The organism is Acetobacter musti, assembly GCF_011516835.1.
In the GTDB taxonomy this organism is placed as follows: Bacteria; Pseudomonadota; Alphaproteobacteria; order Acetobacterales; family Acetobacteraceae; genus Acetobacter; species Acetobacter musti.
This window is the reverse complement of the sequence record NZ_WOTB01000015.1, coordinates 59,916-84,935: the sequence shown is the minus strand read 5'-3', so window position 1 is coordinate 84,935 and position 25,020 is coordinate 59,916. Positions and strand designations below refer to the sequence as shown.

Sequence of the window (25,020 nt, the reverse complement as noted above, 5' to 3'; positions counted from 1 at the left end):
GTTGCATTTTGTGGTAATAGGCTTCATAAGATATCGTCATATTAACCCCCGAGGTGTCAGATGCAGATCATGGCGAATACCGTGGAGCAGACATCAGCCTCGTTGTCAGTCGTTGCTGACAGTGACGCCGGCAGTAGTCAGAAAACGTCATTGACCCTTGGTGTGGTTAAGGCATCTTCCTTCATTCCTGTGGTTAATCCGGCTTCTCATATCGATCCCGCGCTCGGTATTGTCGTGGTTGAGAAATATGGTTCCGACGGAGCTGTCGCCGATCAGTATCCCACAGCCCATATGCTGCAGCAGTATTCACTGTTCGGATTCAGCTCCGGGTCCGATACATAAAAGCATAATTTTCGTTTCTGACGTTTCATCGGACGCGAAACCCGGGCTCTGTCATTCAGCTATGCGCAGGCCGGGCTTGCATCATACCAGCAGACACCTGATCCTGCGTGTAACAAGACACTTCGCTGAGTGTCTGTGCTGCTGGCGCATTGAGTTTCCTCGCTGAAGCGAGGGATAACGCATCGTGCCTGTGCGGAAACCGGAAATCGTCGTAGTGGTATGGCCCCGCGGCGATCGCGTGATGTGGAGGCCGAGAGATGTTGATGCAGAAAAACCGCGAAGATGAATCGCCGGAGAAAACGCGGAATTCCGGCGAACACTCCACTGTGACAAGCGATCTGTACGAGCGAAAAGGCCCTGATCTTCGTCGTATCAACCTGAACCCGGATTTCTGGCACCCCATCGCCTGGTCCCATAAGATAAAGCCGGGAAAGGCTTTCGGAACCCGTTACGCCGGCGATCCTGTCGTCATCATCAGACCTGAGGACGGCAGCGCGGTTTATGCTCTTGAGGATCGTTGCGCGCATCGCCAGGTGCCGCTGAGCAAAGGGCATGTCGACGGAGAGGTGGTGCGCTGCTGCTACCATGGCTGGGCCTTCGACCGGAAAGGTGACTGCGTCACCGTTCCATATCTCAATAAGCCCGGTGTCGGACGCGGAGTAAAAACCTATCCCTGTCGGGAGAGCGGTGGTCTGGTGTTCATATTCCCGGGCAATCCGGCGCTTGCGGACCATATTCCGGTGCCGTTGCCGTCTCAGGTGAACAACCCCGAATTCAAAACACGCCGCTTCGATCCGCGGGTGAACTGTCATTATTCGTTCATGCATGAGAACCTGATGGATATGAATCATCAGTTTCTCCATCGCAAACAGATGGGCCAGATTACGTCCCGTTTTATGGGACAGGACAAAGGTGAGAATTTTGTCGAGGCCCGTTACAGCTTTGCCCGGAAGGGTGGTGAACAGCCCTTGGCAGAACGACTGCTTTTCGGAAAGCACAACGACAAAATCGATGTGAAGGATCAGCCGGTCGATGAGATCGTGACGGTCCGCACAACCTATCCGTATCAGACGCTCCAGATTCACGATAAGGACGGTGATCTGATTATGGATCTGTGGGCCGCTTACGTGCCGCAGGGGAAAGACGAGGACGAGACTCAGACCTTCGGGCTGCTTTCAGTGAAGCGCCCGAAATGGAAGTTCCTTCTCGATCTGGCCTGGCCGGTGCTCGGAATCTTCACCAACCGTATTTTCCTTGAGGATAAGGAGATTGTGGAGCTTGAGCAGGCAGCCTGGAGGGATCTGGGCGGCGACCACAATGTCGAAGTGTTCCCTGTCGTACGTAATCTGCGCGATCTGCTCATTCGTTCCGGCATTCCCGCTGCCAGGTAAGCGCGTGTCCCTCAAAGGCAGAGCGGACTTGCATTTCGGGCGGAAAACCGCCATATGGCGCACCGCTCATGTCATGTGACATGGGACTTCACACGCAGCGCGCGTCCTGGTGTCCGGTCTGACCGGGCTTTGTGCGTTGCGGAGGGACAACCGGAACGCAAGGATTCTGCATCATGGCGATGCCTGATTTCACTCTGCGTCAGCTGCTCGAAGCTGGCGTCCATTTTGGCCATCACACCCGCCGCTGGAACCCGCGCATGGCGCCGTATCTGTTCGGCGTGCGCAATCAGGTTCATATCATCGATCTGCAGCAGACGGTCGTTCTGCTGGATCGCGCCCTGAAAGTGATCCGTGACACTGTCGCAGGTGGCGGTCGTGTTCTGTTCGTCGGAACGAAGCGTGCGGCGTCCGATATGGTGGCTGAAGCTGCGCAGCGTTGCGGTCAGTATTACGTCAACCACCGCTGGCTGGGCGGAATGCTGACCAATTGGAAAACCATTACGGGTTCCATCAAGCGTCTGCGTCAGATCGAAGACATGCTGGCCGGCGATACGCATGGTCTCACAAAGAAAGAAATCCTCGATATTACCCGTGATAAGGAGAAGCTTGAGCGCTCCCTCGGTGGTATCAAGGAGATGGGTGGTCTGCCGGACATCCTGTTCGTCATCGATACAACGAAGGAAAAGCTCGCGGTTGAGGAAGCCAACAAGCTTGGTATTCCTGTCGTGGCAATTCTCGACAGCAACTCGAACCCTGAGGGCGTGACCTACCCGATCCCCGGAAACGACGATGCAATCAGGGCTATCGAGCTGTATTGCAACCTCGTTTCCGGCGCGGTTCTGGACGGAATCTCGGCTGAACTGGGTGCTTCCGGGCAGGATTTCGGTGCGTCCGAGGAACTGCCGGTCGATCCGGCTCTCGAAACGGGTGAAGTTGCAGCCGCTGAAGCTGCTCCGGCGCCGGTTGCTGCAGGCTGACAAGCGAACCCTGCCATAACAGGGCGGGTTTGTAAGGCTTTCGGACATGAATGCAGGCACGTCCCCGTGCGGTGACGTGCTTGCTGCTATTCTGGAGATAGAAATATGGCGGAAATTACCGCAGCCCTCGTCAAGGAGCTTCGCGAGAAGACCGGCGCAGGCATGATGGACTGCAAAAAGGCGCTGAACGAGGCGTCCGGTGATATTGAGGCGGCTGTTGACTGGCTGCGCACAAAAGGGCTCGCTGCCGCAGCGAAAAAGTCCGGTCGTGTGACGGCTGAAGGTCTTGTCGGCGTGGTGTCCGAAGGACTTCGCGCCGCCATGGTCGAAGTCAATGCCGAAACCGATTTCGTTGCCCGTAACGAAGCCTTTCAGGGCTTCGTTGAGGAGGTCGCCAAAGCTGCCCTCAAGGCTGGTGACGATCTTGAAAAGCTGAAAGCCGCCGTTCTTGCGAGCGGTCGTACGATTGCTGACGAACTGACGCATCTTATCGCGACCATTGGCGAGAATATGTCGATCCGTCGCGTACGCGTTCTTGAAGTGCCGTCCGGCGTGGTCGCGACCTATATTCATGGCGCGCTGAAGCCTGGTCTCGGTAAGATCGGCGTTCTGGCAGCAATCGAGGCGCCATCGGAGAGTGACGCCATCAACGCTCTCGGACGTCAGGTCGGCATGCATATCGCGGCAACACGTCCGGCAGCTCTCGATGTCAGCAGCATCGATCCGGCCGCCGTTGAGCGCGAGCGCGAAGTGCTGAAAGAGCAGGCGCGCGCATCAGGAAAGCCTGATGCCATCATCGAAAAGATGATCGAAGGCCGCATCCGCAAGTTCTATGAGGAAGTGGTTCTGCTTGAGCAGGTCTGGGTGCATGACGGCGAGAGCCGCGTGAAAGCCGTGCTTGATAAGGCCGGTGTGAAACTGGTCGGTTTTGACCGTTTCCAGCTCGGCGAAGGCATTGAGAAAGAAGAGAACGATTTCGCTGCAGAGGTCGCGAAAGCCGCCGGCGGCTGAGCGGATCTGTAACGAAATGACAGCGGGCGGGGCATCCCTGAACTGGGAAGCACCCGCCCTTGTTTTATCAGCCTCGCTGTTCGGCGAGGCAAATGCTCTCGTTCACCTGTTTACTTCCGATCATGGCGTTGTTCATGGTCTGGTAAGGGGAGGAATGGGACGCCGGAATGCAGCCACATGGCAGCCTGGAAATCTGGTCCAGGCCCGATGGCGCGCACGACTCCCAGAACAGCTCGGTTCGGTATCGGGTGAAATCATTCAGGCTAATGCGGCCCGTTGCCTCGGATCGCGGCTCAGCCTGGCCTGCCTGTCATCTATCTGTGCTGTAACAGACAGCGCACTGCCCGAAGGTGAGCGGTATTCAGGCTTGTTTGATGACACCGGGCGGGTTGCGTCGTTATTCGGCGCTGAGAGTGGTGAACAGGCCACCGCATTTGAAATGGCCACTCTTCTGCGCTGGGAGAGAATTTTGCTTCAGGATCTGGGTTTTGCACTCAATCTGACTGAATGTGCGGTCACAGGGGAACGCGCCGATCTTGTCTATTTGTCGCCCCGTACCGGCCGCGCCGTATCACGGCAGGGTGCCGGGATCTGGGCCTCCAGGCTTCTGCCGCTTCCTGGTCTTTTCCTGAATCCCGAAGACACTGGTATCCCTGCCGACTGGAGCGCGGGATTACGACTGACAGGACATTTCCTGACACGAGACGTTTTTGGTCCCTTGCATCGACCGCTGCCTGCAGCCCGCATAAGACTCGCAGACATAGTGCAGTCCCTCCTGTCTCCCCACAGGCAGAAACCGGATCTGTCAGGTGAGGAAAGCGGACACCCGGCCTGACATGCTGAATTCAGCGCTGACATGAGTGCGATGCGGGACGAAAAGCGTTCCGGTCAGGGATCCGGTCGTGACGATCGTTCCGGCCTCCAGTGGAAGTCCGCGCTGCGCTGCATGATACGCCAGCCATACGAGAAGACGTAACGGGTCGCCTGCCGCGTTGATGCCAGGACGTGTCACAGATTTCCGGTGATCGATACGAACTGTAATGGTTTCCGAAACCGGATCATAATTCCGCCAGTCTTTCAGTGCCGGCCCGATGATCAGTGCGCCATGATTCTGCTGGTCGGCCAGATGCGCAAGCGGGTGCTGAGAGCCTGTTTCCCGAAATCGCGTGTCAACAAGTTCTATGACGGGATGGACGCTCCCGATTGCATCCAGCACGGACTCCCGCATGAGATTTTCCGGTTTCAGTTCAGGCGTCCGGGCAAAACACCAGGCTATTTCAGCTTCAACACCGCGATGGCGACATAATCCGGCCGGAATAATGGCTCCATTCCGGAAAACTGTCTCCCTGTGCAGCGGAGCAGCAGAAGGCTCTGCGTCCGGACTGCGCGCACCGACTTTCCATCCGACGACAGGCCCGAGCCTCCGGACGATTTCGTCCTGAACAGCATACGCCTTCTGTTCATCGGAAGGGATTAACATCGGCACAAGAGAGGCCACAGGTTCTGCACGACGTTCCCGGACATCCATCAGGTGGTCAGCGAGGGCGTGGGTGGCCGAAACACTCGTGTCGATATCTGTCGTCATAGTCAAAAACGGACGTCCGAAGAGGGAAGGGGAGTCAGTATCATGCACCCTGTCAGGCCGTCATAGAATAACAGGCCCGGATTTACACGCCCATTTCTCTGCGCCGCCGTCACCATTCCGCGCCGATAACGTGTTTCGGCTGGTTAGGGCCCGGATCGGCGCTTTCTGACCAGACACTCCAGTCCCACCCGGGATGTTCGTTGATCTCGGCGGTCATGTCGCCATGCGGCGGGACAGGGTGGGTGCGGGCATAGTCATTAAATGCCGACATGCTGCCCATATAGACACAGCCGCAGCCGATTCGATCGGCGTAAAGATAAACGGGTCCGGTTGTTGTCGGGCGATAGGTCAGCATTCCGGCGGGAAGAATATTAAGCATCTCGTAGCGTGCCGTCGTGTCAGCCGGATGGGCGGTGAAGCCGCTATGAGCGAGTTCGTCACCGGCACGAAGGTACGGGGCTGCGGGAGAGCACGCCGCGAGAATGGCGACGGCGGAAACATACAGCGCGATACGTTCCGGTCTGAGGTGCGAAAAGCCGGGCAGGACATTGGCCAAAGCGTGTCTCTCCGTTAAGTGTGCGCGACACGGAGGACAGGACATGAGTGACACGTTCGAAGGCCATATCGAGGATACACGGCTCGCTGACGCACTGAGCGAGCGGTATCTGGCTTATGCACTGTCCACAATCATGTCCCGCTCGCTGCCGGACGTGCGGGACGGGCTGAAGCCGGTGCACAGGCGTCTTGTCTATGCGATGCACCAGCTGCGTCTTGATCCCACGTCAGGGTTTAAAAAGTGTGCACGTGTCGTCGGCGACGTAATCGGTAAGTACCATCCGCACGGCGATGCTTCGGTCTATGAAGCGCTGGTCAGACTCGCGCAGGACTTCGCCGTTCGCTTCCCGCTCGTCGAAGGGCAGGGAAATTTCGGTTCCGTCGACGGCGATAATGCGGCGGCCATGCGGTATACTGAAGCCCGCCTGACCCGTGTCGCGCAGGCCCTGCTCGAAGGGATTTCCGATGATGCTGTCGACTTCCGCGCGACATATGACGGCGAGGATTCTGAGCCGGTTGTTCTGCCGGCGGCCTTTCCGAACCTGCTGGCCAACGGTGCCGCCGGAATCGCCGTTGGTATGGCGACGAGCATTCCGCCGCATAATGCCGGTGAGATCTGCGCGGCCGCCGGTCTGCTGATCCGCAAACCCGATGCGACTATTGGCGAACTTCTGGAGCATATGCCCGGACCGGATTTCCCCACCGGAGGGATCATTGTCGAAGAGCCGGACGCCATTCTGAAAGCCTACGAAACCGGTCGCGGGGGTTTTCGCATCCGCGCGCGCTGGGAAGTCGAGCAGGGACGCTTCGGTACCTGGAATGTTGTTGTTACCGAAATTCCCTATCAGGTTCAGAAGTCACGGCTGATAGAACAGGTCGCTGATCTGCTGATGCAGAAGAAGCTTCCTCTCCTGGCGGATATACGGGACGAAAGCACGACCGATATTCGTCTTGTGCTGGAGCCGAAGTCACGTGGTGTGGAACCGGAAGTGCTCATGGAGACACTGTTTCGCGCGACACAGCTTGAGAGCCGTTTTTCGCTCAATATGAACGTCATTGGCGCTGATCGTGCGCCGGGCGTGCTCAATCTCAGACAGGTGCTTCAGGCCTGGCTTGATCACCGTCACGAAGTGCTGGAACGGCGCAGCGCGCACAGGCTGGCGGCCGTCGAACGCCGTCTGGAGATTCTGGAAGGTTTTCTCGCGGTTTACCTCAACCTTGATGAGGTCATTCGCATTATCCGGGAGGAGGATGACGCCAAAGCCAGTCTGATGACGACATTCCGCCTGACCGACGTGCAGGCGGAAGCTGTGCTGAACATGCGTCTGCGTAGTCTGCGGAAACTTGAAGAGGTCGAGATTCGCAAGGAACACGGCGCCCTGAGCACGGAGCGGGATGATCTTCGTACGCTCCTGAGCGACGAGAAGCTGCGCTGGTCGCGAATAGCAGGCGAGGTAAAAGCCATCGGCAGGACCTTCGGTTCCGGTCCCTTGGGGCATCGTCGCAGCACTCTGGGAACGCCTCCACCGAAAATCGATATTTCGGTAGCGACGCTTGTGGAGCGCGAACCGCTGACAATGATTCTTTCCCAGAAGGGCTGGGTCCGTGCCGTACGTGGGCACGGAATTGACGCATCTGCGCAGAAATTCAAGGAAGGCGATGAACTGCGGCTGACCCTTCCATGTCAGAGTACGGACAGGCTTGGCTTTTTTGCGACCGACGGGCGTGCTTTCACGGTCAGCGTCGCCGATCTGCCTCGCGGGCGTGGCGATGGACAGCCGCTTCGCCTGCTCATGGATCTCTCGAACGATGAGGACATTCTTGCGGTCTTCGTGCTGGGCGCAGAGAAAAAGTGGCTTGTCGCCTCCAGCGCCGGACGGGGCATGTTTGTCGCGGACGCCGATTTCTCCGCCGAGAAGCGTAGCGGCCGCCAGATTCTTAACCTGAAAGGCGATGAAAGCGCACGTCTCTGCGTTCCGGCAAAAGGCGATCATATCGCTGTGCTGGGTGGCGATAAACGCCTGCTTGTTTTTCCGGCAGACCAGATGCCGACTATGTCGCGAGGGCTCGGTGTGGCGTTGCAGAAATATCCGGATGCACGGCACGGCCTTAAGCAGGCTGTTGTTTTCAGTGCGGCAGAAGGGCTGCTCTGGCCCGGCGCTGTTCGGCTCCGGGCCTTTGATGACCTGAAGCCCTGGCTCGGCAGGCGGGGAGCTGCCGGAAAAGCTGCGCCTCCATGGGCCCTGCGCAAAGCTTAACAGACGAGACCAGTGCACTGCTGGAAGTATAATATTAAGTAGATCCTGCCAGTTTATCCGGCATGAAAGTTCTTCGAAACAGACTGGCCGGAATCAGGCGCACGCCAGAGAACCTGATGACGGGGCTCGGAATACTTCTGGTGGCCCTGACTCTCTCCGCCTGTGCGGATATCGAAGTGGTTACCGCACATAGTCACCTGACGGTGCACACAAAAATGTCGGAAACAGTCTTTCTCGACCCGGTGGCACCCGACCAGCGTACGATTTATGTCGGGGTGCGTAACACATCGGATTTTCCATCTATTGATGTCCGGACGCCGCTGACGCAGGCCCTCAGGGCACGTGGCTACACACTTGTCGATGATCCGGACATCGCCCGGTTTGAACTGCAGATCAACGTCCTCCATGCAGGCCGCGTCGGCCAAAGCCAGACCGCGTCTTTGCTGGTGCCCGGCTGGAATCAGCCTCTTCTGAGGGGATCCGCACCGGGAGGTATGACGTCTGTCTACGCAGGAAATATCCCGTCTGGCCTTGTTCCGGATCTGGGAACCAGCGGCACACCTGGTCTGCTGAGCCAGATTGCAGGTGATGTTACATATGCGGTGACAACCGATATTCGTCTGGCCGAGCGGCCTGCAAATGGTCTCGCTGTCCGGCAGGTCACACGGATAAGTCAGGAAAGTCCCGCCCGCAACGCGGGCGATGGAATGAGTACGAACTTACGCTATCAGGAGATTGAGGAACCCTCAGCATTTAAAAAATATAATCTCCGGGAGGTAGCTTATGCGGATCGGACCGGTCTGACGGCCGATCAGGCCATCCCTGTTCTGACCGTTCATCTGGCGTCTTCTCTGGCCGGTCTGTTCGAATAGAGCACAGGCCTGATTGCACCGCGTCTGGCTGTTGCCGGTTTCAGAGGCGACGCTTTAGAAGTAGTAACACTGATTTTTCCGCTGCCTGCGTAATGGACCTCCGACCATTCTGACAATCATTATCCTGCTGTCCGTTGCTGCTGTGTGCGGGATATCGATTGCCCCTGCGTTGTTGCCGAAAATTCCTGTCAGTTCCCTCAATATCGCCAGCCGGACATTCTGGCTTTTCATTGCAATGACGGCGCTCACTGCTCTGGCGTGGAAGACCGCGCCAGGTCGCAACCTTATTCCCGGGATCGGAACGGAAAGCGTCAGCTCCCTTTTTCTGTTTCCATTCGCGATGACCGGTCTTCTGATCGACCTCCGGGATCGCGCCAGCCGGCGTGCGTCTTTTTCGTGCGCGGCAGCATGCATCGCTGCCCTGTCCACAAATCTGTCGTTGATGGCAGCAGCAGGGGCTGTTTCACAGATTCTTCTCTTTCCTTCGAGACGGCGCCTTTCCGGCGGCTGCCTGCGTACACTGCTTTTTGTCGCGGCATGTACACCGGGAGACGGGTGGACAGCGTGTGTCGCGGCTCTGGCTGCCGGTTACACAGGCAACCGGGGCCGAGGTGCGCTGGCTCTCGCGCCTTCCATCGAGATGGGCTGCAATCTTCTTGTCCTCGTCCGAACTGTTTTTCAGTCAGACAGTATTCTGACGCCGCAAATGGTTTTTACACTGATCACTGTCGGCGTGACGATCAGTATCGTACGCGCCATCGCACTTTCCACAAGTCGAATCAGTGCAGCATTTATAAATATCTTTGCTGTTCCATATGGAATGGCCGTTGTTGCCATCGGGCTTTTTGCTTTCGCCAGCGCTGAGGACTCGTCACTGTCCGCGCATGCGGCAGCGAGTGCACTGATGCTTGATCTCATCTGTATCTGGCCTGCAGCGACCGCGTTTCTCCGCATCGGAGACCTGATTGCCGCAGGCGGTGGATCAGACCGGATCGCCAGGCTTGGCGGGCTTATTCTTTTTGCGCCCTGGCTCGCCGGGCTGTTCGCCGCTGGCGCGTGCGTGTTCGCACTTTTACCTCCAGGAGCCGGATTCAGCATGCTCTGGCTGCTGGCTGAAACCACGCTTGGATTGCTGCCAGACCGGTATGCTTCCGCATTGCCATTCATTTTTCTGCTGTTCGGTCTCGGAGGAATTGTTGCGCTGTTTTGCCTTGCACTCCTCCGGCTCCTGATGCTGGTCATGTGCGGTGCGCCGCGCTCACCCCGAATGGCCGGATCTGTGGATATAGAACTCCCGACACAATATCCGGTTATCGTCTGTCTGGCCGTTTCGGCCATAATGTCCTGTATCCCGGGTCTGATTACTCGTTTCGCCCCCGGTTTTTCAGGGGCACTTTCAGGAGAAGGCGCGGAAACAAGGGCAATTCCATCCGTGATAACACTGACGGGTCCGGATGGTCTGTCATCCTGGACTCCGGGCGTCGTGATCATAATGTTTGCTGTTATTATGGCAGTCCTGAGTTTTCTGCGCCGAAAGGCGGCCTCCGTTTCCCGTTTTGCCCCTCGCACAATATTCCCGGACATAGCGCCGACGGAAGAAACATTATGGGCAGACGGCATGAAGATACAGCCCTCATGGCTTCCGTTCGGGGAGCCTCTGCTCTGGCCAGGAAACGACATGGCGGCCGCTATACTGCGACAGTTAGTATTCATTTCGCCTGCAACCCGCGACTATGTGCGTCGTCGTTTCTTTAAAATCCTGATTCTGACACTATGGAGAGTAAAACGGGCTGCAGCTGGCCTTCATATTGTCGAGGCATATGGTCTGGCGGCCATACTGATGGTTGCAGCGTTTGGGCTCTGGATCGTGACAATCGTCCCATGAGCAGTTCTTCTTTTTTTTGCGCTCTCACGCTTTCCGTTGTTCAGTTTGGCGCAGTAGTGCTTGTTGCCCCGCTGATATCGGGGTTTCGTACTTTTATGTCTGCGCGTCTGACGGGAGTTGCCACACCACCGTTGCTCCGGCGCTGGTATCTCATCGTGATCTGCTGCAGGACCGCATGGCCATCGCGGTCTGATACTGATCTGCTGACCCGTCGGGCCGGGGTTATTGCCAGCATTGCCGCTCCGGCCAGTCTCGCGACCGTCCTGACTGCTTCAGTGCTCGTTCCGACAGCCGGGTCCGACCTTATAACGGCGCACTGGTCCGACTTTTTCGTTATTACGCTTCTCCTGCTGGCCGCTCAGTTCACCTCTCGTCTGCCGGCGCTCAACAGCCTTGCTGAAACAGCCACCAGAGGTTTTCAGCAATCAGTCTCGGCAGCGGTTATTATTCCTTCTCTGTTTCTTATGGCGACGCTGTTTTTCTGTGTAAGCGCGACGACAAATCTGGATATCGTTCTCAGTGGTATGAGAAATGGCAGCGATTTCGGAGGTAATGCGCCATTCGTTCTTGCCGCCGGCGCGCTGCTTGCCGCTGCTGCCCCGGAATCCAGCGAACCTGTTCCGGATGTCTGTGGCCCGGACCGGGCGATGCTGATGCTGGCATGTGACTGTATTTTTCTTGTGTGGCTGACTCTGGCGGGGGATTTTCTCTGGCCGGATACCCTCGCGCTGATTTCCGGTCATGCTTCAGCAGCCAGAAACCTGGGTGCGATCTTCACCGGTTTTTTCTTCTGGATGCTCCGTTGCACTGTTCTCTGCATCGTTCTCGCATCCGGTTCTCTGATCGTGGCAGGTCCTGCTGGCAGAACCCGTCTGAAGGCTGTCGCGGCGCTGCTTCTGTCGCTTTTTGCCATTCAGGTCCTGTTCAGTTCACATCTCTCCGCAACTGCCGAATGGGCTGAACGCAGGCAACAGACTTACAATACAGGGAGCGATGCTCCGTGACTCTCGCTCTCGCCCTCGCACCTCTGGCCGCTCTTCTGAGCGTGGCTGGCGGACTGACTGTTCTTCCCATTCTGGGACTGCTGACCGCAGTATCTGTTGTAACACTCCATCATCTGAACCAGGACTTAAACGCAGCCCGAATGCTGTTCGTGGCGGCGGTCGCACTCGCAATTTCGGTTATCCCAACCTGGAAGCTCAATGATTATACAGAGGAATCGAGGACTCCCGGAACACTCGCGGCGCTGTCCCTTGCTCTGTTTCTCGGTTTTACGGTCTGTGCGAGCCTGCCTGCGGAGGAAGCCATGCGGAGCTCTTCTGTTATGCCGGTAAATCCGTCAGCAATAACAACATCGCTTATGATCACCTTTACGGGTCTGGCGGCACTGGCTCTGCGCACCGGAATTAAATATCAGTTTGCCGGCCTTCTCACCGCCTGTAACGGAATTCTCCTTGCAGCGGCCAATGCTCCGCAGACACGGGCTGTGTGGATCGTGGGCGGCAGTATTCTCCTGCTTGTGACTACCTGTTTATGGCTGGCACAACGTCTCTCGTTGCTGCGTTCTGACAGTGATTTCTGATGACGTCTCTTGCTGAGATTCTGCTTTTTCTCGCCTTATCCTGGCCGTTTCTGGCAGGCACGGCTCTGAGGCTTACCGGTGTTCGTGGACCGGTTGATGAAAGGCATGAGCACAGCACTCTTCGAATACCCTTTGCGATCACCGGGCTTTTTCTCAGTGTTCTGGATCTTCTTGTCGTGCTCAGTATGGCCGGGACCGCCCCCGACGCGGTGCATCTCTGGCTGGATGAGACATTGCTGGCGGTTTCGGGAAGCGTGATTCTTAATGCGGGCCTGCTGACCGAATGTATTGCGCTGACAGACAGCAAGAATGATCCGCTCTCTCCTGCGGAATGTGCCAGACCATTCTGGACCACCGGACTTGTCACAGTTGCAATTTTTCTGGCCGACCCACTCGCAAAAATTGCCGTTCTTCTTCTGGCGTCCGTTCTGCGTACGGCGCTTGTTGACGCAGTAAGGGGAAGGGCGGCAGGTGGATGGAGTGTTCTGCGCCTGAAAGGCTCAGGTGCGCTTCTCGTTCTGTCCGGACTTCTGGCTCCCGGCACTTCCGCCAGCGGGATGCTCGCGGGCACAGGTTATGCGGTTCTGGCCGGGCTGTTCCCCGCAACAGCCTTTCCTCCCCCAGTCGGCAAAAGCGATCTGCCAGACATGCGCGACGCAGGGGAAACGTTTCGTCTCGCCGCGGGCGCGCTGCTTCTCGCCAGCGTTCTGAATTCAGCTCCGTCATCTGCCGGAAGTGGCGCGACACTCTCCGTGGCGCTCATTGGCTTCGGTTTCGTAACGCTCTTCATTACATCCCTGCGAATGCAGTCTGTCCTGTCAGGCTCAGCGGTTCGTCTTCGTCAGGGACTTAATGTTTCGCAGGTTTGTCTGGCTCTGGGAGCAATTGCAGCGGGAAGGGCGCAGCCTGCGGTGACCTGTCTGGCGCTCAGCGCTCCGATGCTCACGGTGCCGTGGTTCATTCGCCCGGAACCGGGGCGGATGTCCGTTCTGGCAGGGAGGTGCGCCGGCTGGGCGCTGGGCCTGATGTCCTTCATGACCGTTCTGTTTGTATTACACGATATAGCCACTCTTTCAGTGGTTCTGACTCTTGTTCTTGTGGCCATTCTGCTGCCGGCTGTTCGCCGGGGCGGACGAGATCTGCTCTCGTCACCAGAGGATCTGATTTCCGCCTTCAGGAGGCTGACTGCATTACGTGGCGATTCGACGCCGGTAGTTAAGGAGCCGCAGGGTTGAACTCCCTCCCGGTTGTATTCGGTAATATGGCAGCTCTGCCTGACACCATGGAGAAAACTGCCAGGGAGATTATCCGGAGCGGTGAGCCGGCAGCATGTCACTGGCGTTTCCGCCTTGACGAACTGAAATGGCAGGAGTTTGTCCGGCATCTCGGCAATGACCCTGCTGTTTTTATAGGCCTGTGGTGTGACGGCGATGAGATCTGTGCTGCCGTCAATGACGGCAGTATCGCCGAAACCGGCCCCCGGCCACTGATGGTCTCTTATCGTCTCGATGGTCCCCGTTTTCCCGGTCTGTCACGTGTTCGTATCGCAGCTGCTCCTTTTGAGCGGATGATACGGGATCTCTGGGGAGTGGAGGCAATGGAAGGCTCCGATCTGCGTCCTCTCGTCGATCACGGAACCTGGAGCTGTACTGCGCCGCTCGCGAAAAGACCTGGCCCCGCACCCTTCGGTTCCGATCTGCCTGAGTTTGCCCGACCGGACCCGCAGGTTGCCGCGCATGGAATGATATTCGGGCGGGGACCAGCGACAGGAAGCGCTGACGGGCCGGTTCACTTCCGGCTTGGCATCGCGAATGGCCTGATCCGCACTGTTGAGACACGTGCGGGTTATGCGCATCGCGGCATTATTGCCCGTATGCGGGGAGCGACAATTCCCCGTGTAACGGAACTGGCCGGACGTGTCGGAGCCGGTTCGGCTGTGGCCCATCAGTGGGCGTTCAGCGCCGCAGTCGAGAATGCAACTGGCATTGTATGTACCACGGCCGCCAGCAGATCCCGGGTTGTTCTTACCGAGACTGAGCGCATCGCGACCCATCTTCTGACGCTTGCACGCACCGCCAGGTCAGTGGAAGCAGCTTCTGTTGCAACAGGACTTTATCGCCTGCGGGAACAGATCCTGTGTTTATGCGGCAAGGCAACAGGCAGGCGACTGCTCATGGATTTTATATGTCCCGGCGGCCTGATTCCTCTGGGCCGTCAGGACATGTTATCCCTTGCCGGAATAGTCTCCGAACTTTCCGGGCTCTGCGTGGACGTAGTTTCCGCATGCAGATTTGCTGTCTCAGAATTGCGCGCCCTGTGGCAGGTCGTGCCCGGAATGAAGCGTCGTCTGCAAAATGTGGGACGACTCACCGAAGAACAGTCGAAGATGCTTGGTCTCCAGGGGAGCGCAGGCCGGGCCTGTGGATATGGCGGTGATCTGCGCCTGCATCTGAATGCGTACGGCGAAATCCCGTTCCGTCCCGCCGTCTCCATCGGCGGTGATATCCTGACGCGCAGCGAGATCCTGTTCGAAGAGATCACGGAAAGCATCAGAATACTGGAAAATCTGGCTGACCGGATTTCATCTGACCCGGAAGACGAAGCGGAAAGCCTGTGTGTGTCCGTTTCGATGCCCTCAGAACGCTGTGACGGATATGCTGCCATCGAAGGACCACACGGCCCTGTCTGGTATTTTGTAACGCTGGAAAACGGTCGGATAGAGCATTGCTTTATCTCTGACCCGGCTCCAGTGCTGCTGATGGCGACCGAACTCGTTCTTCCTGGCACGTCTCCCGATAATTTTGATCCTGTCCGGTACTCTTTCGGCGTTTCGATTGCCGCGGCAGACCTGTAATAAGAACAGATGTCAGGGTGCCGGCCGGGTGCCCTCATCGGAGGGAGATCGGATACCGTGTCGACCGTTCTGATGCGCGCACTTTTCGCGTCTCTGCTGGCTCCTTCCGGGCCGGCCTTGCCGCCTGTCGTTTCCCGCTCACCACTGATGCTGTTTCATGTCGACAGCGGCGGGTGCGAAGCCTGCGGCTTCGAGGTCGAGGCGCTTATCAACGGCGGGTTCGGTCTGGCGGAAGCAGGTCTGGGCTTCGTTAACACACCGCGCACAGCAGACATGCTGCTCATAACCGGAGCATGCTCACGAATGATGGCGCCGGTCGTCAGGGCTGCATGGGACACTATGCCGCTCCCGAAAGGACTCCTTGCGGTAGGGGCGTGCGCAATTGATGGCGGGCCATTTTCAGCAAATTATTCCATGCTTGGCGGACTCGACGGGCAGGCATCTGTCGATTGCGCCATACCGGGGTGTCCGCCATCGCCGCGCGATATCCTTGACGGAATTGTGGCCCTGATCTCAACGACAATAATGTCGCCCGGCAATTCAGAAGCCGGATCTCAGACAGGCTGAGAGCCTGATCTGAAACTGATGTGACCAGCCTTCGGTAAAGGCCGGATGACCGTTCCCCAAGGGCATGCCGGTGGTCCGATCAGGCCTCCGTAGTGTCCTCTTCTTCCTGCAATGCCTCCGCAGCCCGTCTGAGACGCAGAAAACTCATCCGGCTCAGCGGCAGAAGGGCGACATAAATGACGCCCATGCCAGCCAGAACCCCCCATGGATCAGCAACGAGCGCAACGACGTAGGCACCGGAGCCAAGCATGACCGGAAGCACGAATTTTGCCGGTACCTTAAAGTTCTTGAACGACCACACCGGGAGCGTCGACACCAGAAGGAACGCTGTGCTGGTGAGCGTGAGCCAGGGGAGCCAGGGAAGGCGCGTCACGTCATACAGAGCGTGATAACCAAGTTTCTCCGCCTCCAGGCCCAGAAAAAGCGGAAATAAAGCCAGCCCGGCACCGGCCGGCGCCGGAACGCCTGTGAAAAAATTACTGGCGTATTTCGGTTTTTCCTCTTCTCCGTCGAGACTGGCGTTAAAGCGGGCCAGTCTGAGCGCCATGCAGACAGTGAAGAGAATGCAAGGAAGAAAAGCGTAACGCCCGGCATCTCTCAGGGCCCAGAGATAAAGCACGAAAGACGGAGCGACTCCAAAACACAGGAAATCCGAGAGACTGTCGAATTCCGCGCCGAAGCGGGTCGAGCCGCGCAGCAGGCGTGCAATGCGCCCGTCAAGCCCGTCGATAACGGCTGAGATAAGCAGGGCAATGGCAGCACTCTGAAACCGTCCATCAAGCGAGAACCGCATACCCATCAGACCACTGCACAGCCCGAGCATGGTCAGCAGATTAGGAATTAGCCGGTTAAAGGACGGGCCACGGACGCGCGGACGCGGAGTGCGACGGGCTTTCAACCGCCGTCTTCTGCGGAGCCGGGGTGTTATTTCAGACATATTGCTGGTGTCGGACCGGCCGGTGAAGACAGTCTTCGGAGCAGCCAGATAAAATCGGCACTAAAAAGCGAATCCCGTCTGTCACCCATTGCCGTGGATTACGGTTCAAGCTGTGCCACAACGGTTTCTCCACCAATCATCGTCTGGCCGACTTCAACCAGAGGCGAAACGCCTGGCGGCAGATAAACGTCAGTGCGGGATCCGAAGCGGATCAGGCCAAACCGCTCTCCGGCTTCGAGCCGATCCCCTGGTTTGACTGTGCACACAATCCGGCGGGCAATCAGGCCGGCAATCTGGACGACTGCAACCATCCGCCCGTCCGGCAACGTCACGCTGACAGCATTCCGTTCATTCTCAGTTGAGGCCTTATCGAGGCTCGCATTGAGAAATTTACCGGGATGGTAGGCCACGCGGGTAATCGTGCCTGCGACCGGAAGCCGGTTCACATGCACATCCAGAACGGAGAGAAAGGTAGCCACACGCCAGACAGGCGTATCGCCCATCCCCAGTTCGACGGGAGGAGCAATCTTCTCGATCGACACGACACGACCGTCAGCCGGCGCAAGAACCAGTCCCTCCCGGGCCGGAGGCACCCGGTTCGGGTCACGGAAGAAATACAGGCAAAAACCAAAGAACAGGCCGCTTGCCGTTCCGATCCGCCGCAATACAGGGCAGTTGAGACGCCAGCCCAGCCAGCGCGCGACGACAGTCGCGGCGCCGGACGCTCCCAGAAACGGACGGGCCTCGGGGTGAGGACGGGCAAGAACGAGTTTAAGAGAGCTGAGAAGCGACATGGTTCCGTTCCTGGCTGGTCGGCGCATGATAATCAAGTGTCATATATAGCCTGACAGGTCACAGGGTTGCGCCATAGCGGGTTTTCTGGTCTGCATCCGGCGCTTCCAGGTATCGGGCCGGGACAGAGGAAGTCTGTCTCAGCCACCACATTCCGGAAACCGTTTCATGATTGTGTTCCGCTCCGCCCTGTTCAGAGCGTATCTTGTTGTTGCGACTATTCTTCTGGGTCTGGTCTCTCTGCCATTACGGGCATTTGCCCGGGGATATGCGCTGCAATATGCGCGCTTCTGGAGCGCAGTGCTTCTGACCGGGATGCGCGGACTCTGTGGAATCAGAACGAGGGTCGTCGGGCTTGAAAAACTCCCGATGGATCGCCCCTTTATCATCGCATCGCAGCATCAGTCAGCCTTTGACACCCTTGTCTGGATGACCCTCGTCCCGCGACCGGCCTACGTCATGAAGCATGAACTTCTGCGTGTCCCATTCATGGGGCCGATGCTGAAGCTGACCGGAATGATCGCGATCGAGCGAACGGCCGGAAGTAAAGCCATGCGGACGTTGCTGCGCGAAACGGGCAGAGCAGCAGATGAAGGGCGGCAGATGATTATTTTTCCGGAGGGCAGTCGCCTCGCGCCATGTGAAACTGCGCCGCTCAAACCGGGGATCGTCGCAATGGCACGTCACACGGGCCTGCCCGTCTACCCTGTCATCACTGATTCAGGATGGTGCTGGCCTAATAAGGGCTTTCTCAAGCGTCCCGGTGTGATCTCGATCGTCGTCTGTGATCCTGTCACGGGCGGAAACCGCAGCACAATGCTGCAGGCAATTGAGACCTCGTGGCGTAAGGCCGAACCGCTTCTGAAGATTGAGGGATAGTAAATCATTCTCCTTGTGGATAACTCTGTGGGACAAAACGGCCTCATGAGTTTCCCTTTGCCGGTTCCCCTTAATTTCTGAAGAGAACTGGCAATTTTTCCGAGTCAAGATCAATTCCCGATACAGGATCAGTTTTATTTCTCTTGTGGCGGAAAACGGTCGTTTTCCGCGAGTCACATGCGGAACAACCCAGAGCCGGGAAGGGCAGCAACGGGCAGGGGATAACTTCAGCCTTTGTCGTGGATGAATATCGTCACCTGTTGTGGATAAAATCATATAAGTGTTTTGAGGCTGCCCCAGTTCGGAGACAGAATTCTCCAATAAGTCCATCAATCTGGCGGCAAAAGATGAGGCGATGTACGAAGGCAAAAAACGGGCAGGAAAAAAGCCGAAACTCATCTTCGCGCTGTTCTGCATCTCAGGCCTGTCTGTCGTGGCATTCGTCATCACAGGGAATCGGATGGCGATGCGGTCACTTCTCTCTCAACGCGATAATCTCGCCAGCTCCGGATGGATGCTGAGCTGGACCGGAGCCACATCGCGTCCGGCCCTTTTTTCAACCCGGATCGAGCTTGAAAATGTCCGGCTTTCAGGCCCCGCCGGACATTACCATGTGCTGTATGGATGCAACCATGTAACGATCAGAATGAACCGGTTCAGAATCGGTCAGCTGACACTCACAGCTGGTACATCGCAGGCTGTTGCTCTCGTCGACGGGGACGAGCCTGATGCCCCGGTTCTGTTCGCCATGCGCCTGAACGGACGTGGAGAAAACCTGTCTGTCAGGGCAGCCGGAACTGGCAGAGCAGGGGTTGTGGTCAATCTTACTTTCCCAGACGAAACTGCGGAAATCGACGTCTCACCTGTCCGTTCCGGCATTCTGGCAGCACCGTTTACGGTGCGGCTTCGCGGTCTGCGCTCCGTCATTACGTGGGGATCAGCCGGCTCAGGTCTGTCGCAGATATCGTCTGATACTGTCCTCCAGGAAGTGATTCTACCGCTTTCTGTCGCAGGCCTCGGTCAGCAGCTGAGCGATATCAGGCTGGCAGTGTCAGCTGACCAGCGATCAGATGGCAGGCAACCACGTGACCGGCGATCAGGCCAGCCGGTCGGTAATGGCATTGTCAGCGGCGAAACAACAGTCGTCGTTCATATGGGGGAAGGGCGTTTCGGCCCGCTGTCAGCCGCTCTGGCCGGCCGGCTTGTGAGAAGCGGCGGACAGAACGTCGGCGATTTTGACCTCACTTTGCGAGGTCTGGACCGAACCGCCACCCGTTTCGCCCGGTCCGGTGTCGTTTCCCCCGCCATCGCGCAGATTACTCATATTCTCACGGGCGCGGCCAGTCATGCAGCACAGGGCAAACCTGTTCACGCGCCTGACGACGGTCAGACAACTGACGATGAATCCCTTCCGGACAGCGATACCACACTGACACTCCCGCTTCGTATTCGCGATGATTCCTGGACGCTCGGAAGTCTGCCTCTGAATGCTGTGCAGTCCCTGTTTCCGGGCCGCAGTTCTTCCAGCCTGCACTGAGTTCCCTGCTGTGGCACGCCTACCGGGCGTGATCCTTTTCGCGCCGGAGACGGGCGAGTGTTTCGACATCCGGTGCCCGCAGAAACGGGTTGCAGGCCCGTTCACTGCCCAGCGTTGACGGGACTGTCGGCTGACCTCTGGCACGCAGCGCAAACACCTCTGCCGCCCGTTTTTCGAGCGCGGCATTGTCAGGATCGACGCGCAGGGCGAAGCGGGCGTTGGATTCCGTATATTCATGTCCGCAGCAGACGCGTGTCTGGTCCGGCAGGGCACCGAATTTTCTGAAGCTTTCGAACATTTCCGCAGCTGTACCCTCGAACAGGCGTCCGCAGCCAAGGCTGAAAAGGGTGTCGCCACAAAACAGCAGCGGCGGATCGTCGAAATAATAGGCAATATGGCCAATGGTGTGCCCGGGCGTCTCAAGGACCAGGGCTGAACTTTGCCCAAATGCGACTCTGTCGCCGGCGCGCACGGCCTGATCCAGCCGCGGGAGCCGCGTCGCATCCGCTGCCGCTCCGACAATCCGGGCACCGTAACGTTCGCGCAGCGCCTCTGCGCCGCCGGTATGATCTGAATGGTGATGCGTCAGCAGAATCAGATCAAGTCGGCCACCATGCGCCTCGATCGCCGTGCGGACAGGCGGAGCATCACCGGGATCGACAACACCCACCGTTCCGGTGTCTTCATCCGTCAGCAGCCAGACATAATTGTCAGACAGGACCGGAACGGGCAAAACTGTGACTGGCATCGGACTGATTTCTCCACCTGTGCTGCTGTCGCTTCCTGGTATCGCTTTCTGATAGTGTACGTATCATGCAGGATGAAGTTCGTACGGCGGCGGCATTTTACGCAAGCCCGGCGGGAGAACGCACGGTTCGCCTGCTTGGCCATCATCTTATCCGTCGCTGGCAGGATATGCGCGGGCAGCGCCTGTTAGGCCTCGGCTTTGCCGCACCTTATCTTTCTTTCTGGGACGAACAGGCGGCGCTCACAATAGCCGCGCGCCTCGATACGGGTACGTCTTTTGAGGCGGGACAGGAATATTATCGCCGGGAATGTGTGGTCAGCGGCAGACAGTTTCCATTTGATGATCTGTCTTTTGACCGGGTTCTGATGATTCATGCGCTGGAAACCAGTCACGCCTGTCAGGAATTGCTGCGGGCCGTATGGCGGGTGCTGCGCGATGACGGCAGACTTCTGCTTGTCGTGCCTAACCGGCGGGGGCTGTGGTCTCTCAGCGATACAACGCCGTTCGGGCAGGGAACGCCGTTTTCTCAGCGGCAGATTCGTCTTCGGCTGGAGGAAGCGATGTTTCATGTCGAAAATAGCGAAACCGGACTTTATCTGCCGCCTTTCCGCCGGCCCTCCGGCCGCAGAACAGGTGAGATGATCGAAAAAGCAGGCCGCTCTGTCCTGCCGGCACTCGGTGGCGTCGTGATCATCGAAGCCGTAAAAAATATCTGGGGTGGACTCCCGGTTCTTACAACCAGATCCCGCCTCCCGGTCGGCCGGCGTATCGTTGAAACCGGATGAGCCGTTGACGGACAATCCCCTTCTCAATTTCCGAATACTGCAAGACCTTGACGAGACCCTTCTTGCCGCCGCCAGCGCGACCCGTGCGCTGGAACTGTGGTGCGAAACACGGCAACTGTATCCGGCCCCGGTACGGATTGAGGCGACAGTCAAACGCAATGAAACGGTTGCGGCGCCCGACGATATCCGGGAACTGCTGGCTGTCGGGACAGAGGAAACAGTACGCTACCGGCGCGTTCACCTCACGTCCGGCGGCCCCGTTCTGTCCCGGGCAGAGAACTGGTATGTGCCGGCACGGCTGACAGCGGCCATGAATCGCCTCCTCAATACCACAACTGAGCCATTTGGCAGGGTCGTCTCGTCGCTTCTGATCTCCCGTGAGACGATGGAGAGCCGCAAATTGTCATTCAGCGCGGCATCAGACGGGATTTTGCAGCACGTTGCAGTGCTCCGTCGTGGCGACGGAACACCTGTCAGTGTTGTGCGCGAAATCTATACTGCGGCGCTCATCCCATCCGTTGACTGAATGTTCTTATCGGGTCCGCCTCTTGCTCCGGTTGTGCCGTTCATTAAGATTCATTTGCCAAATTATCCCGTGCTCCGGATGACGACTGAATATCGTGCGGTCAGTCGCCGGGAAGCCGCCCCTGACAATGAGTGTGCCTCTGTATGACGACTCACGGTGATATTCGGAAACAGCCCGTTCCGGCCGGGCAGAGCTGGCTCGTGCTGGGATTTCTTTCCGTGCTGTGGGGCGGCTCGTTCTTCTTTTATAAGGTACTGGCCCCCGTGTTGCCTCCGGCGACTCTCGTGCTGGGACGGGTGGGACTCGCAGCGCTTGCTCTGCACGCAGTACTATTCATGAACGGAAGCCGCCTCTCGCTTACGCCTTATCTGTTGCGGTGGTTCCTGATTCTGGGGGCGTTCAACTGCGCCCTGCCGTTCTGCCTGTATGCGTGGAGCGAACGGTTTGTTCCGAGCGGCGTCGCTGCGACTCTCAATGCGACAACCCCGGTTTTCACCGCGGTCGCCATGCATCTGACGACAAAGGACGAACGGCTCACCCGCTCCGTCGTAACCGGCATCGGCTGCGCGTTCGCCGGTGTCGCTGTGCTGGTCGGGCATAACCTGGTATCTGGTCTGTCACTGACAGAACTTCCGGGTGAACTCGCATGCCTCGGAGCGACAACGTCCTATGCAATCGGAAATGCGTTGTCCAGAAAGCTCGCGGGGGTTACGCCGCTGCACCTGGCGACAGGACAACTGACAGGCGCGGCCGTCGTCGTCGCCCCGTTCGCAATTGTGATCGACCGGTTCTGGACTCTTCCACCAATTGCTCTCTCCGGATGGGCTGCTCTTTTCGGCATCGCCCTGCTCAGTACGGCGCTCGCCTATCTGATCTATTTTCGCATCCTTACAGTTCACGGAGCGACACGGGCGGCTCTTGTCACGTTTCTTGTTCCCGTAAGCGCACTCATCATGGGAGCCGTTTTTCTTGGAGAGACGATTGCATGGAACACCGCCGCTGGAGCCTGTCTGATCGGTCTCGGTCTGGCAGCGATTGACGGGCGCCTTATGCGGCGACTCTGGCGGCGGGAAGATCCGACAGCCGCGTGAATGAAGGCCGTCAGACTTCGTCGCGTCTGGAATGAAGCAGGCCGTTGCCGGACAGAAAACGTTGCACGCCATCGAAAAGCACTGTCTGAAGACTGCCTGAGATACGGGTCGTCTTGTAAAGAATATGACGGGCCTCATCCGGGTCGAAAAACTGAACCAGGCTTTCCTTCCACAATGCTTCCCAGCGCCCGAACATCTGAGGACTGAGATGGTCGCGGAAGGCGTAGTGCGTCGCCACAGGACTGCCTTTGTACTCACCTGAGGCAAGAAGAACGCATAACCAGAAGTTCGTAATTTTTTCGATGTGGCTGTCCCAGTCATGGACACGGGCCGCGAAGACCGGACCCAGCATGTCATCCTTGCGGACTTCTCCATAAAAAGCGGAAACAGCAGCCTTCAGCCTGCGCGTGTAATCCTTCGTCTTTTCGCTGTCCGGCCCGGTCATCACGTCATCATTCCCGAAATTTATCTCCGATGACGATAGCAGATTCCATGAACGCCGCCGCGGACCTTCCCATCAGCCTGTTTGAGTGAAACAAGCCTCCGGCTGACACAACCCGACCGCACAGGGACCGATTATGACTGGAAAGCGAAATGAAGCATTTGACGTAATCGTCCTTGGCGCGGGTGCCGCAGGCCTCATGGCGGCTCTGACGGCAGGACAGCGGGGTAAACGCGTGCTCGTTCTTGAACATAATGACGAGCCGGGCCGAAAAATTCTGATTTCAGGCGGCGGAAGATGTAATTTTACGAATCTTCATGTCGAGGCACGGCGATTTATCTCTTCAAATCCGCATTTCGCCCGGTCCGCTCTGGCCCGTTTCACGCCGGCTGATTTCCTTGAGCTGATCGCGCGCCATCGTATCGCCTGGCATGAGAAGACGCTCGGACAGCTTTTTTGCGACGGCCCGGCGCGTGCGATTCTGACCATGTTGCTGGACGAATGCGCCGCAGGCGATGTTGCGCTTCGCCTGAATGAGACAATTCAGGATGTGCAGCACAACGGACGCTTCGTCGTCACGACGGGTAACGGCGTCTCTGAAGCGCCGGCTCTGATTCTCGCATGCGGCGGACTTTCGATCCCTAAACTTGGCGCAACCGGTCTGGCGCACCGGCTGGCCCGGCAGTTCGGCCTGCCTGTCGTCTCTCCGGCGCCGGGCCTTGTGCCGCTCAGAACGGGCGATGACATGCCCGAATGGGTGACCGGTCTGTCAGGAGTGTCTCTTCCGGTGCGTGTAAGCTGCGGGAAGATCGCGTTCGAAGAGGCCATGCTGTTTACTCATCGGGGAATCTCCGGTCCGGCCATCCTGCAAATCTCCTCTTACTGGACCAGCGGGAAGACCCTTTCTGTGGATCTTCTGCCCGACAGAGACGCATTCGCATGTCTCAGACAGGCCCGAAGCGCGCGCTCCCGCGCACATGGTGCCGCCATTCTCTCCGAATGGATGCCGCGCCGCCTTGCCGAGATTCTGGGACCGGGTCTGCTGGGAGATAAGGCTGCGGGAGAATGGTCGGACAGGCTTCTGCGAGGAGCGGCTGCAGCACTGAAAAGCTGGACCATGATTCCGTCGGCCAGCGAGGGCTACGCAAAAGCGGAAGTCACCGTTGGAGGAATAGACACCCGTGCGTTGTCGTCGCGATCGATGGAAGCAATCGCAGTCCCCGGACTTTATGCGATCGGAGAAGCTGTCGACGTCACCGGCTGGCTGGGTGGCTATAATTTCCACTGGGCCTGGGCAAGCGGACGTGCTGCTGGCGATGCTGTTGCCAACTGAACGTGCATCCCGGTGGGCTTAAACACGTTAAACCTTTATAATAACGGATCAGTCGCGGCTGGCGCGGCCTT

Annotated in this window: 25 protein-coding genes; 19 read left to right on the top strand and 6 right to left on the bottom strand. The window is 57.9% G+C overall.

Annotation, left to right across the window (positions count from 1 at the left end; all coding sequences use genetic code 11):
* Window positions 1–69 precede the first annotated feature (69 nt).
* The 5 genes from GOB93_RS12165 to recO all read left to right on the top strand — a co-directional run bounded on the left by GOB93_RS12165 (window position 70) and on the right by recO (window position 4,556).
* Window positions 70–342: a hypothetical protein gene (locus GOB93_RS12165; RefSeq protein ID WP_242010740.1), complete on the top strand. Its 273-nt coding sequence runs from the start codon at window positions 70–72 to the stop codon at window positions 340–342.
* Between the two features lie 263 nt (window positions 343–605).
* Window positions 606–1,733 (top strand): aromatic ring-hydroxylating oxygenase subunit alpha, encoded by a 1,128-nt coding sequence (locus GOB93_RS12160; RefSeq protein WP_173583769.1) that lies wholly within the window; start codon window positions 606–608, stop codon window positions 1,731–1,733.
* A 173-nt stretch (window positions 1,734–1,906) separates the two neighbouring features.
* A complete protein-coding gene (gene rpsB, locus GOB93_RS12155; RefSeq protein WP_173583768.1) occupies window positions 1,907–2,710 on the top strand; it encodes a 30S ribosomal protein S2 in 804 nt (267 codons plus the stop codon).
* 105 nt (window positions 2,711–2,815) lie between these two features.
* Window positions 2,816–3,721, top strand: coding sequence for a translation elongation factor Ts (gene tsf / locus GOB93_RS12150; protein ID WP_173583767.1), 906 nt, complete (start codon window positions 2,816–2,818; stop codon window positions 3,719–3,721).
* Window positions 3,722–3,758: 37 nt separating this feature from the next.
* Window positions 3,759–4,556, top strand: coding sequence for a DNA repair protein RecO (recO, locus tag GOB93_RS12145; protein WP_173583806.1), 798 nt, complete (start codon window positions 3,759–3,761; stop codon window positions 4,554–4,556).
* Here recO and GOB93_RS12140 read toward each other — a convergent pair.
* Together GOB93_RS12140 and GOB93_RS12135 are read right to left on the bottom strand one after the other, a co-directional pair.
* Window positions 4,527–5,306: a 2-keto-4-pentenoate hydratase gene (locus GOB93_RS12140; protein WP_173583805.1), complete on the bottom strand. Its 780-nt coding sequence runs from the start codon at window positions 5,304–5,306 to the stop codon at window positions 4,527–4,529. The genes recO and GOB93_RS12140 overlap by 30 nt on opposite strands.
* A gap of 109 nt (window positions 5,307–5,415) precedes the next feature.
* Complete coding sequence (locus tag GOB93_RS12135) at window positions 5,416–5,862, bottom strand: hypothetical protein (RefSeq protein ID WP_173583766.1); 447 nt, start codon at window positions 5,860–5,862, stop codon at window positions 5,416–5,418.
* Between the two features lie 43 nt (window positions 5,863–5,905).
* Between GOB93_RS12135 and parC the strand changes: the two genes are divergently transcribed.
* From parC to GOB93_RS12095, 8 genes are all read left to right on the top strand, one after another.
* Complete coding sequence (gene parC, locus GOB93_RS12130) at window positions 5,906–8,119, top strand: DNA topoisomerase IV subunit A (RefSeq protein WP_173583765.1); 2,214 nt, start codon at window positions 5,906–5,908, stop codon at window positions 8,117–8,119.
* 116 nt (window positions 8,120–8,235) lie between these two features.
* Entirely contained in the window at window positions 8,236–8,991 is a 756-nt protein-coding gene (gene traT / locus GOB93_RS12125; RefSeq protein ID WP_173583764.1) for a complement resistance protein TraT, read from the top strand.
* Window positions 8,992–9,163: 172 nt separating this feature from the next.
* The gene (locus GOB93_RS12120; RefSeq protein WP_173583763.1) at window positions 9,164–10,876 is read left to right on the top strand and encodes a hypothetical protein; all 1,713 of its coding nucleotides are present in this window, start codon (window positions 9,164–9,166) and stop codon (window positions 10,874–10,876) included.
* A 95-nt stretch (window positions 10,877–10,971) separates the two neighbouring features.
* On the top strand, window positions 10,972–11,880 hold the full coding sequence (locus tag GOB93_RS12115; RefSeq protein ID WP_173583762.1) for a hypothetical protein: 909 nt from the start codon (window positions 10,972–10,974) through the stop codon (window positions 11,878–11,880).
* Window positions 11,877–12,458 carry a hypothetical protein gene (locus GOB93_RS12110; protein ID WP_173583761.1) on the top strand — a complete coding sequence of 194 codons (582 nt, stop codon included), beginning with the start codon at window positions 11,877–11,879 and terminating at the stop codon, window positions 12,456–12,458. The genes GOB93_RS12115 and GOB93_RS12110 overlap by 4 nt, the downstream gene beginning before the upstream one ends.
* Window positions 12,458–13,693, top strand: coding sequence for a hypothetical protein (locus GOB93_RS12105; protein ID WP_173583760.1), 1,236 nt, complete (start codon window positions 12,458–12,460; stop codon window positions 13,691–13,693). Before GOB93_RS12110 ends, GOB93_RS12105 begins: the two co-directional genes overlap by 1 nt.
* Complete coding sequence (locus tag GOB93_RS12100; RefSeq protein WP_173583759.1) at window positions 13,690–15,312, top strand: NADH-quinone oxidoreductase subunit D-related protein; 1,623 nt, start codon at window positions 13,690–13,692, stop codon at window positions 15,310–15,312. Before GOB93_RS12105 ends, GOB93_RS12100 begins: the two co-directional genes overlap by 4 nt.
* Before the next feature lie 57 nt (window positions 15,313–15,369).
* The gene (locus tag GOB93_RS12095; protein WP_338422365.1) at window positions 15,370–15,879 is read left to right on the top strand and encodes an NADH-quinone oxidoreductase subunit B family protein; all 510 of its coding nucleotides are present in this window, start codon (window positions 15,370–15,372) and stop codon (window positions 15,877–15,879) included.
* A 79-nt stretch (window positions 15,880–15,958) separates the two neighbouring features.
* Here GOB93_RS12095 and GOB93_RS12090 read toward each other — a convergent pair whose 3' ends face one another.
* Window positions 15,959–16,816, bottom strand: a complete 858-nt coding sequence (locus GOB93_RS12090; protein ID WP_173583758.1) for a CDP-alcohol phosphatidyltransferase family protein — start codon at window positions 16,814–16,816, stop codon at window positions 15,959–15,961.
* 98 nt (window positions 16,817–16,914) lie between these two features.
* Window positions 16,915–17,637, bottom strand: a complete 723-nt coding sequence (locus GOB93_RS12085; RefSeq protein ID WP_277877260.1) for a phosphatidylserine decarboxylase — start codon at window positions 17,635–17,637, stop codon at window positions 16,915–16,917.
* Window positions 17,638–17,776: 139 nt separating this feature from the next.
* Between GOB93_RS12085 and GOB93_RS12080 the strand changes: the two genes are divergently transcribed.
* A complete protein-coding gene (locus tag GOB93_RS12080; RefSeq protein ID WP_173583756.1) occupies window positions 17,777–18,487 on the top strand; it encodes a lysophospholipid acyltransferase family protein in 711 nt (236 codons plus the stop codon).
* Between the two features lie 355 nt (window positions 18,488–18,842).
* On the top strand, window positions 18,843–20,024 hold the full coding sequence (locus tag GOB93_RS12075; protein WP_173583755.1) for a hypothetical protein: 1,182 nt from the start codon (window positions 18,843–18,845) through the stop codon (window positions 20,022–20,024).
* Between the two features lie 19 nt (window positions 20,025–20,043).
* Here the strand turns inward: GOB93_RS12075 and gloB are convergent, their stop codons facing one another.
* On the bottom strand, window positions 20,044–20,772 hold the full coding sequence (gene gloB, locus GOB93_RS12070) for a hydroxyacylglutathione hydrolase (protein ID WP_173583754.1): 729 nt from the start codon (window positions 20,770–20,772) through the stop codon (window positions 20,044–20,046).
* Window positions 20,773–20,837: 65 nt separating this feature from the next.
* Here gloB and GOB93_RS12065 point away from each other — a divergent pair, with 65 nt between their 5' ends.
* From GOB93_RS12065 to GOB93_RS12055, 3 genes are all read left to right on the top strand, one after another.
* Window positions 20,838–21,557: a class I SAM-dependent methyltransferase gene (locus tag GOB93_RS12065; RefSeq protein ID WP_173583753.1), complete on the top strand. Its 720-nt coding sequence runs from the start codon at window positions 20,838–20,840 to the stop codon at window positions 21,555–21,557.
* A gap of 4 nt (window positions 21,558–21,561) precedes the next feature.
* Window positions 21,562–22,083, top strand: coding sequence for a hypothetical protein (locus GOB93_RS12060; protein ID WP_173583752.1), 522 nt, complete (start codon window positions 21,562–21,564; stop codon window positions 22,081–22,083).
* Window positions 22,084–22,226: 143 nt separating this feature from the next.
* Window positions 22,227–23,174 carry a DMT family transporter gene (locus GOB93_RS12055; RefSeq protein WP_173583751.1) on the top strand — a complete coding sequence of 316 codons (948 nt, stop codon included), beginning with the start codon at window positions 22,227–22,229 and terminating at the stop codon, window positions 23,172–23,174.
* A gap of 10 nt (window positions 23,175–23,184) precedes the next feature.
* Here GOB93_RS12055 and GOB93_RS12050 read toward each other — a convergent pair whose 3' ends face one another.
* Window positions 23,185–23,622 (bottom strand): group III truncated hemoglobin, encoded by a 438-nt coding sequence (locus GOB93_RS12050; protein ID WP_173583750.1) that lies wholly within the window; start codon window positions 23,620–23,622, stop codon window positions 23,185–23,187.
* A 130-nt stretch (window positions 23,623–23,752) separates the two neighbouring features.
* On the opposite strand from GOB93_RS12050, the gene GOB93_RS12045 reads away from it, so the two are divergent.
* The gene (locus GOB93_RS12045; protein WP_173583749.1) at window positions 23,753–24,949 is read left to right on the top strand and encodes a BaiN/RdsA family NAD(P)/FAD-dependent oxidoreductase; all 1,197 of its coding nucleotides are present in this window, start codon (window positions 23,753–23,755) and stop codon (window positions 24,947–24,949) included.
* Window positions 24,950–25,020: the final 71 nt, after the last annotated feature.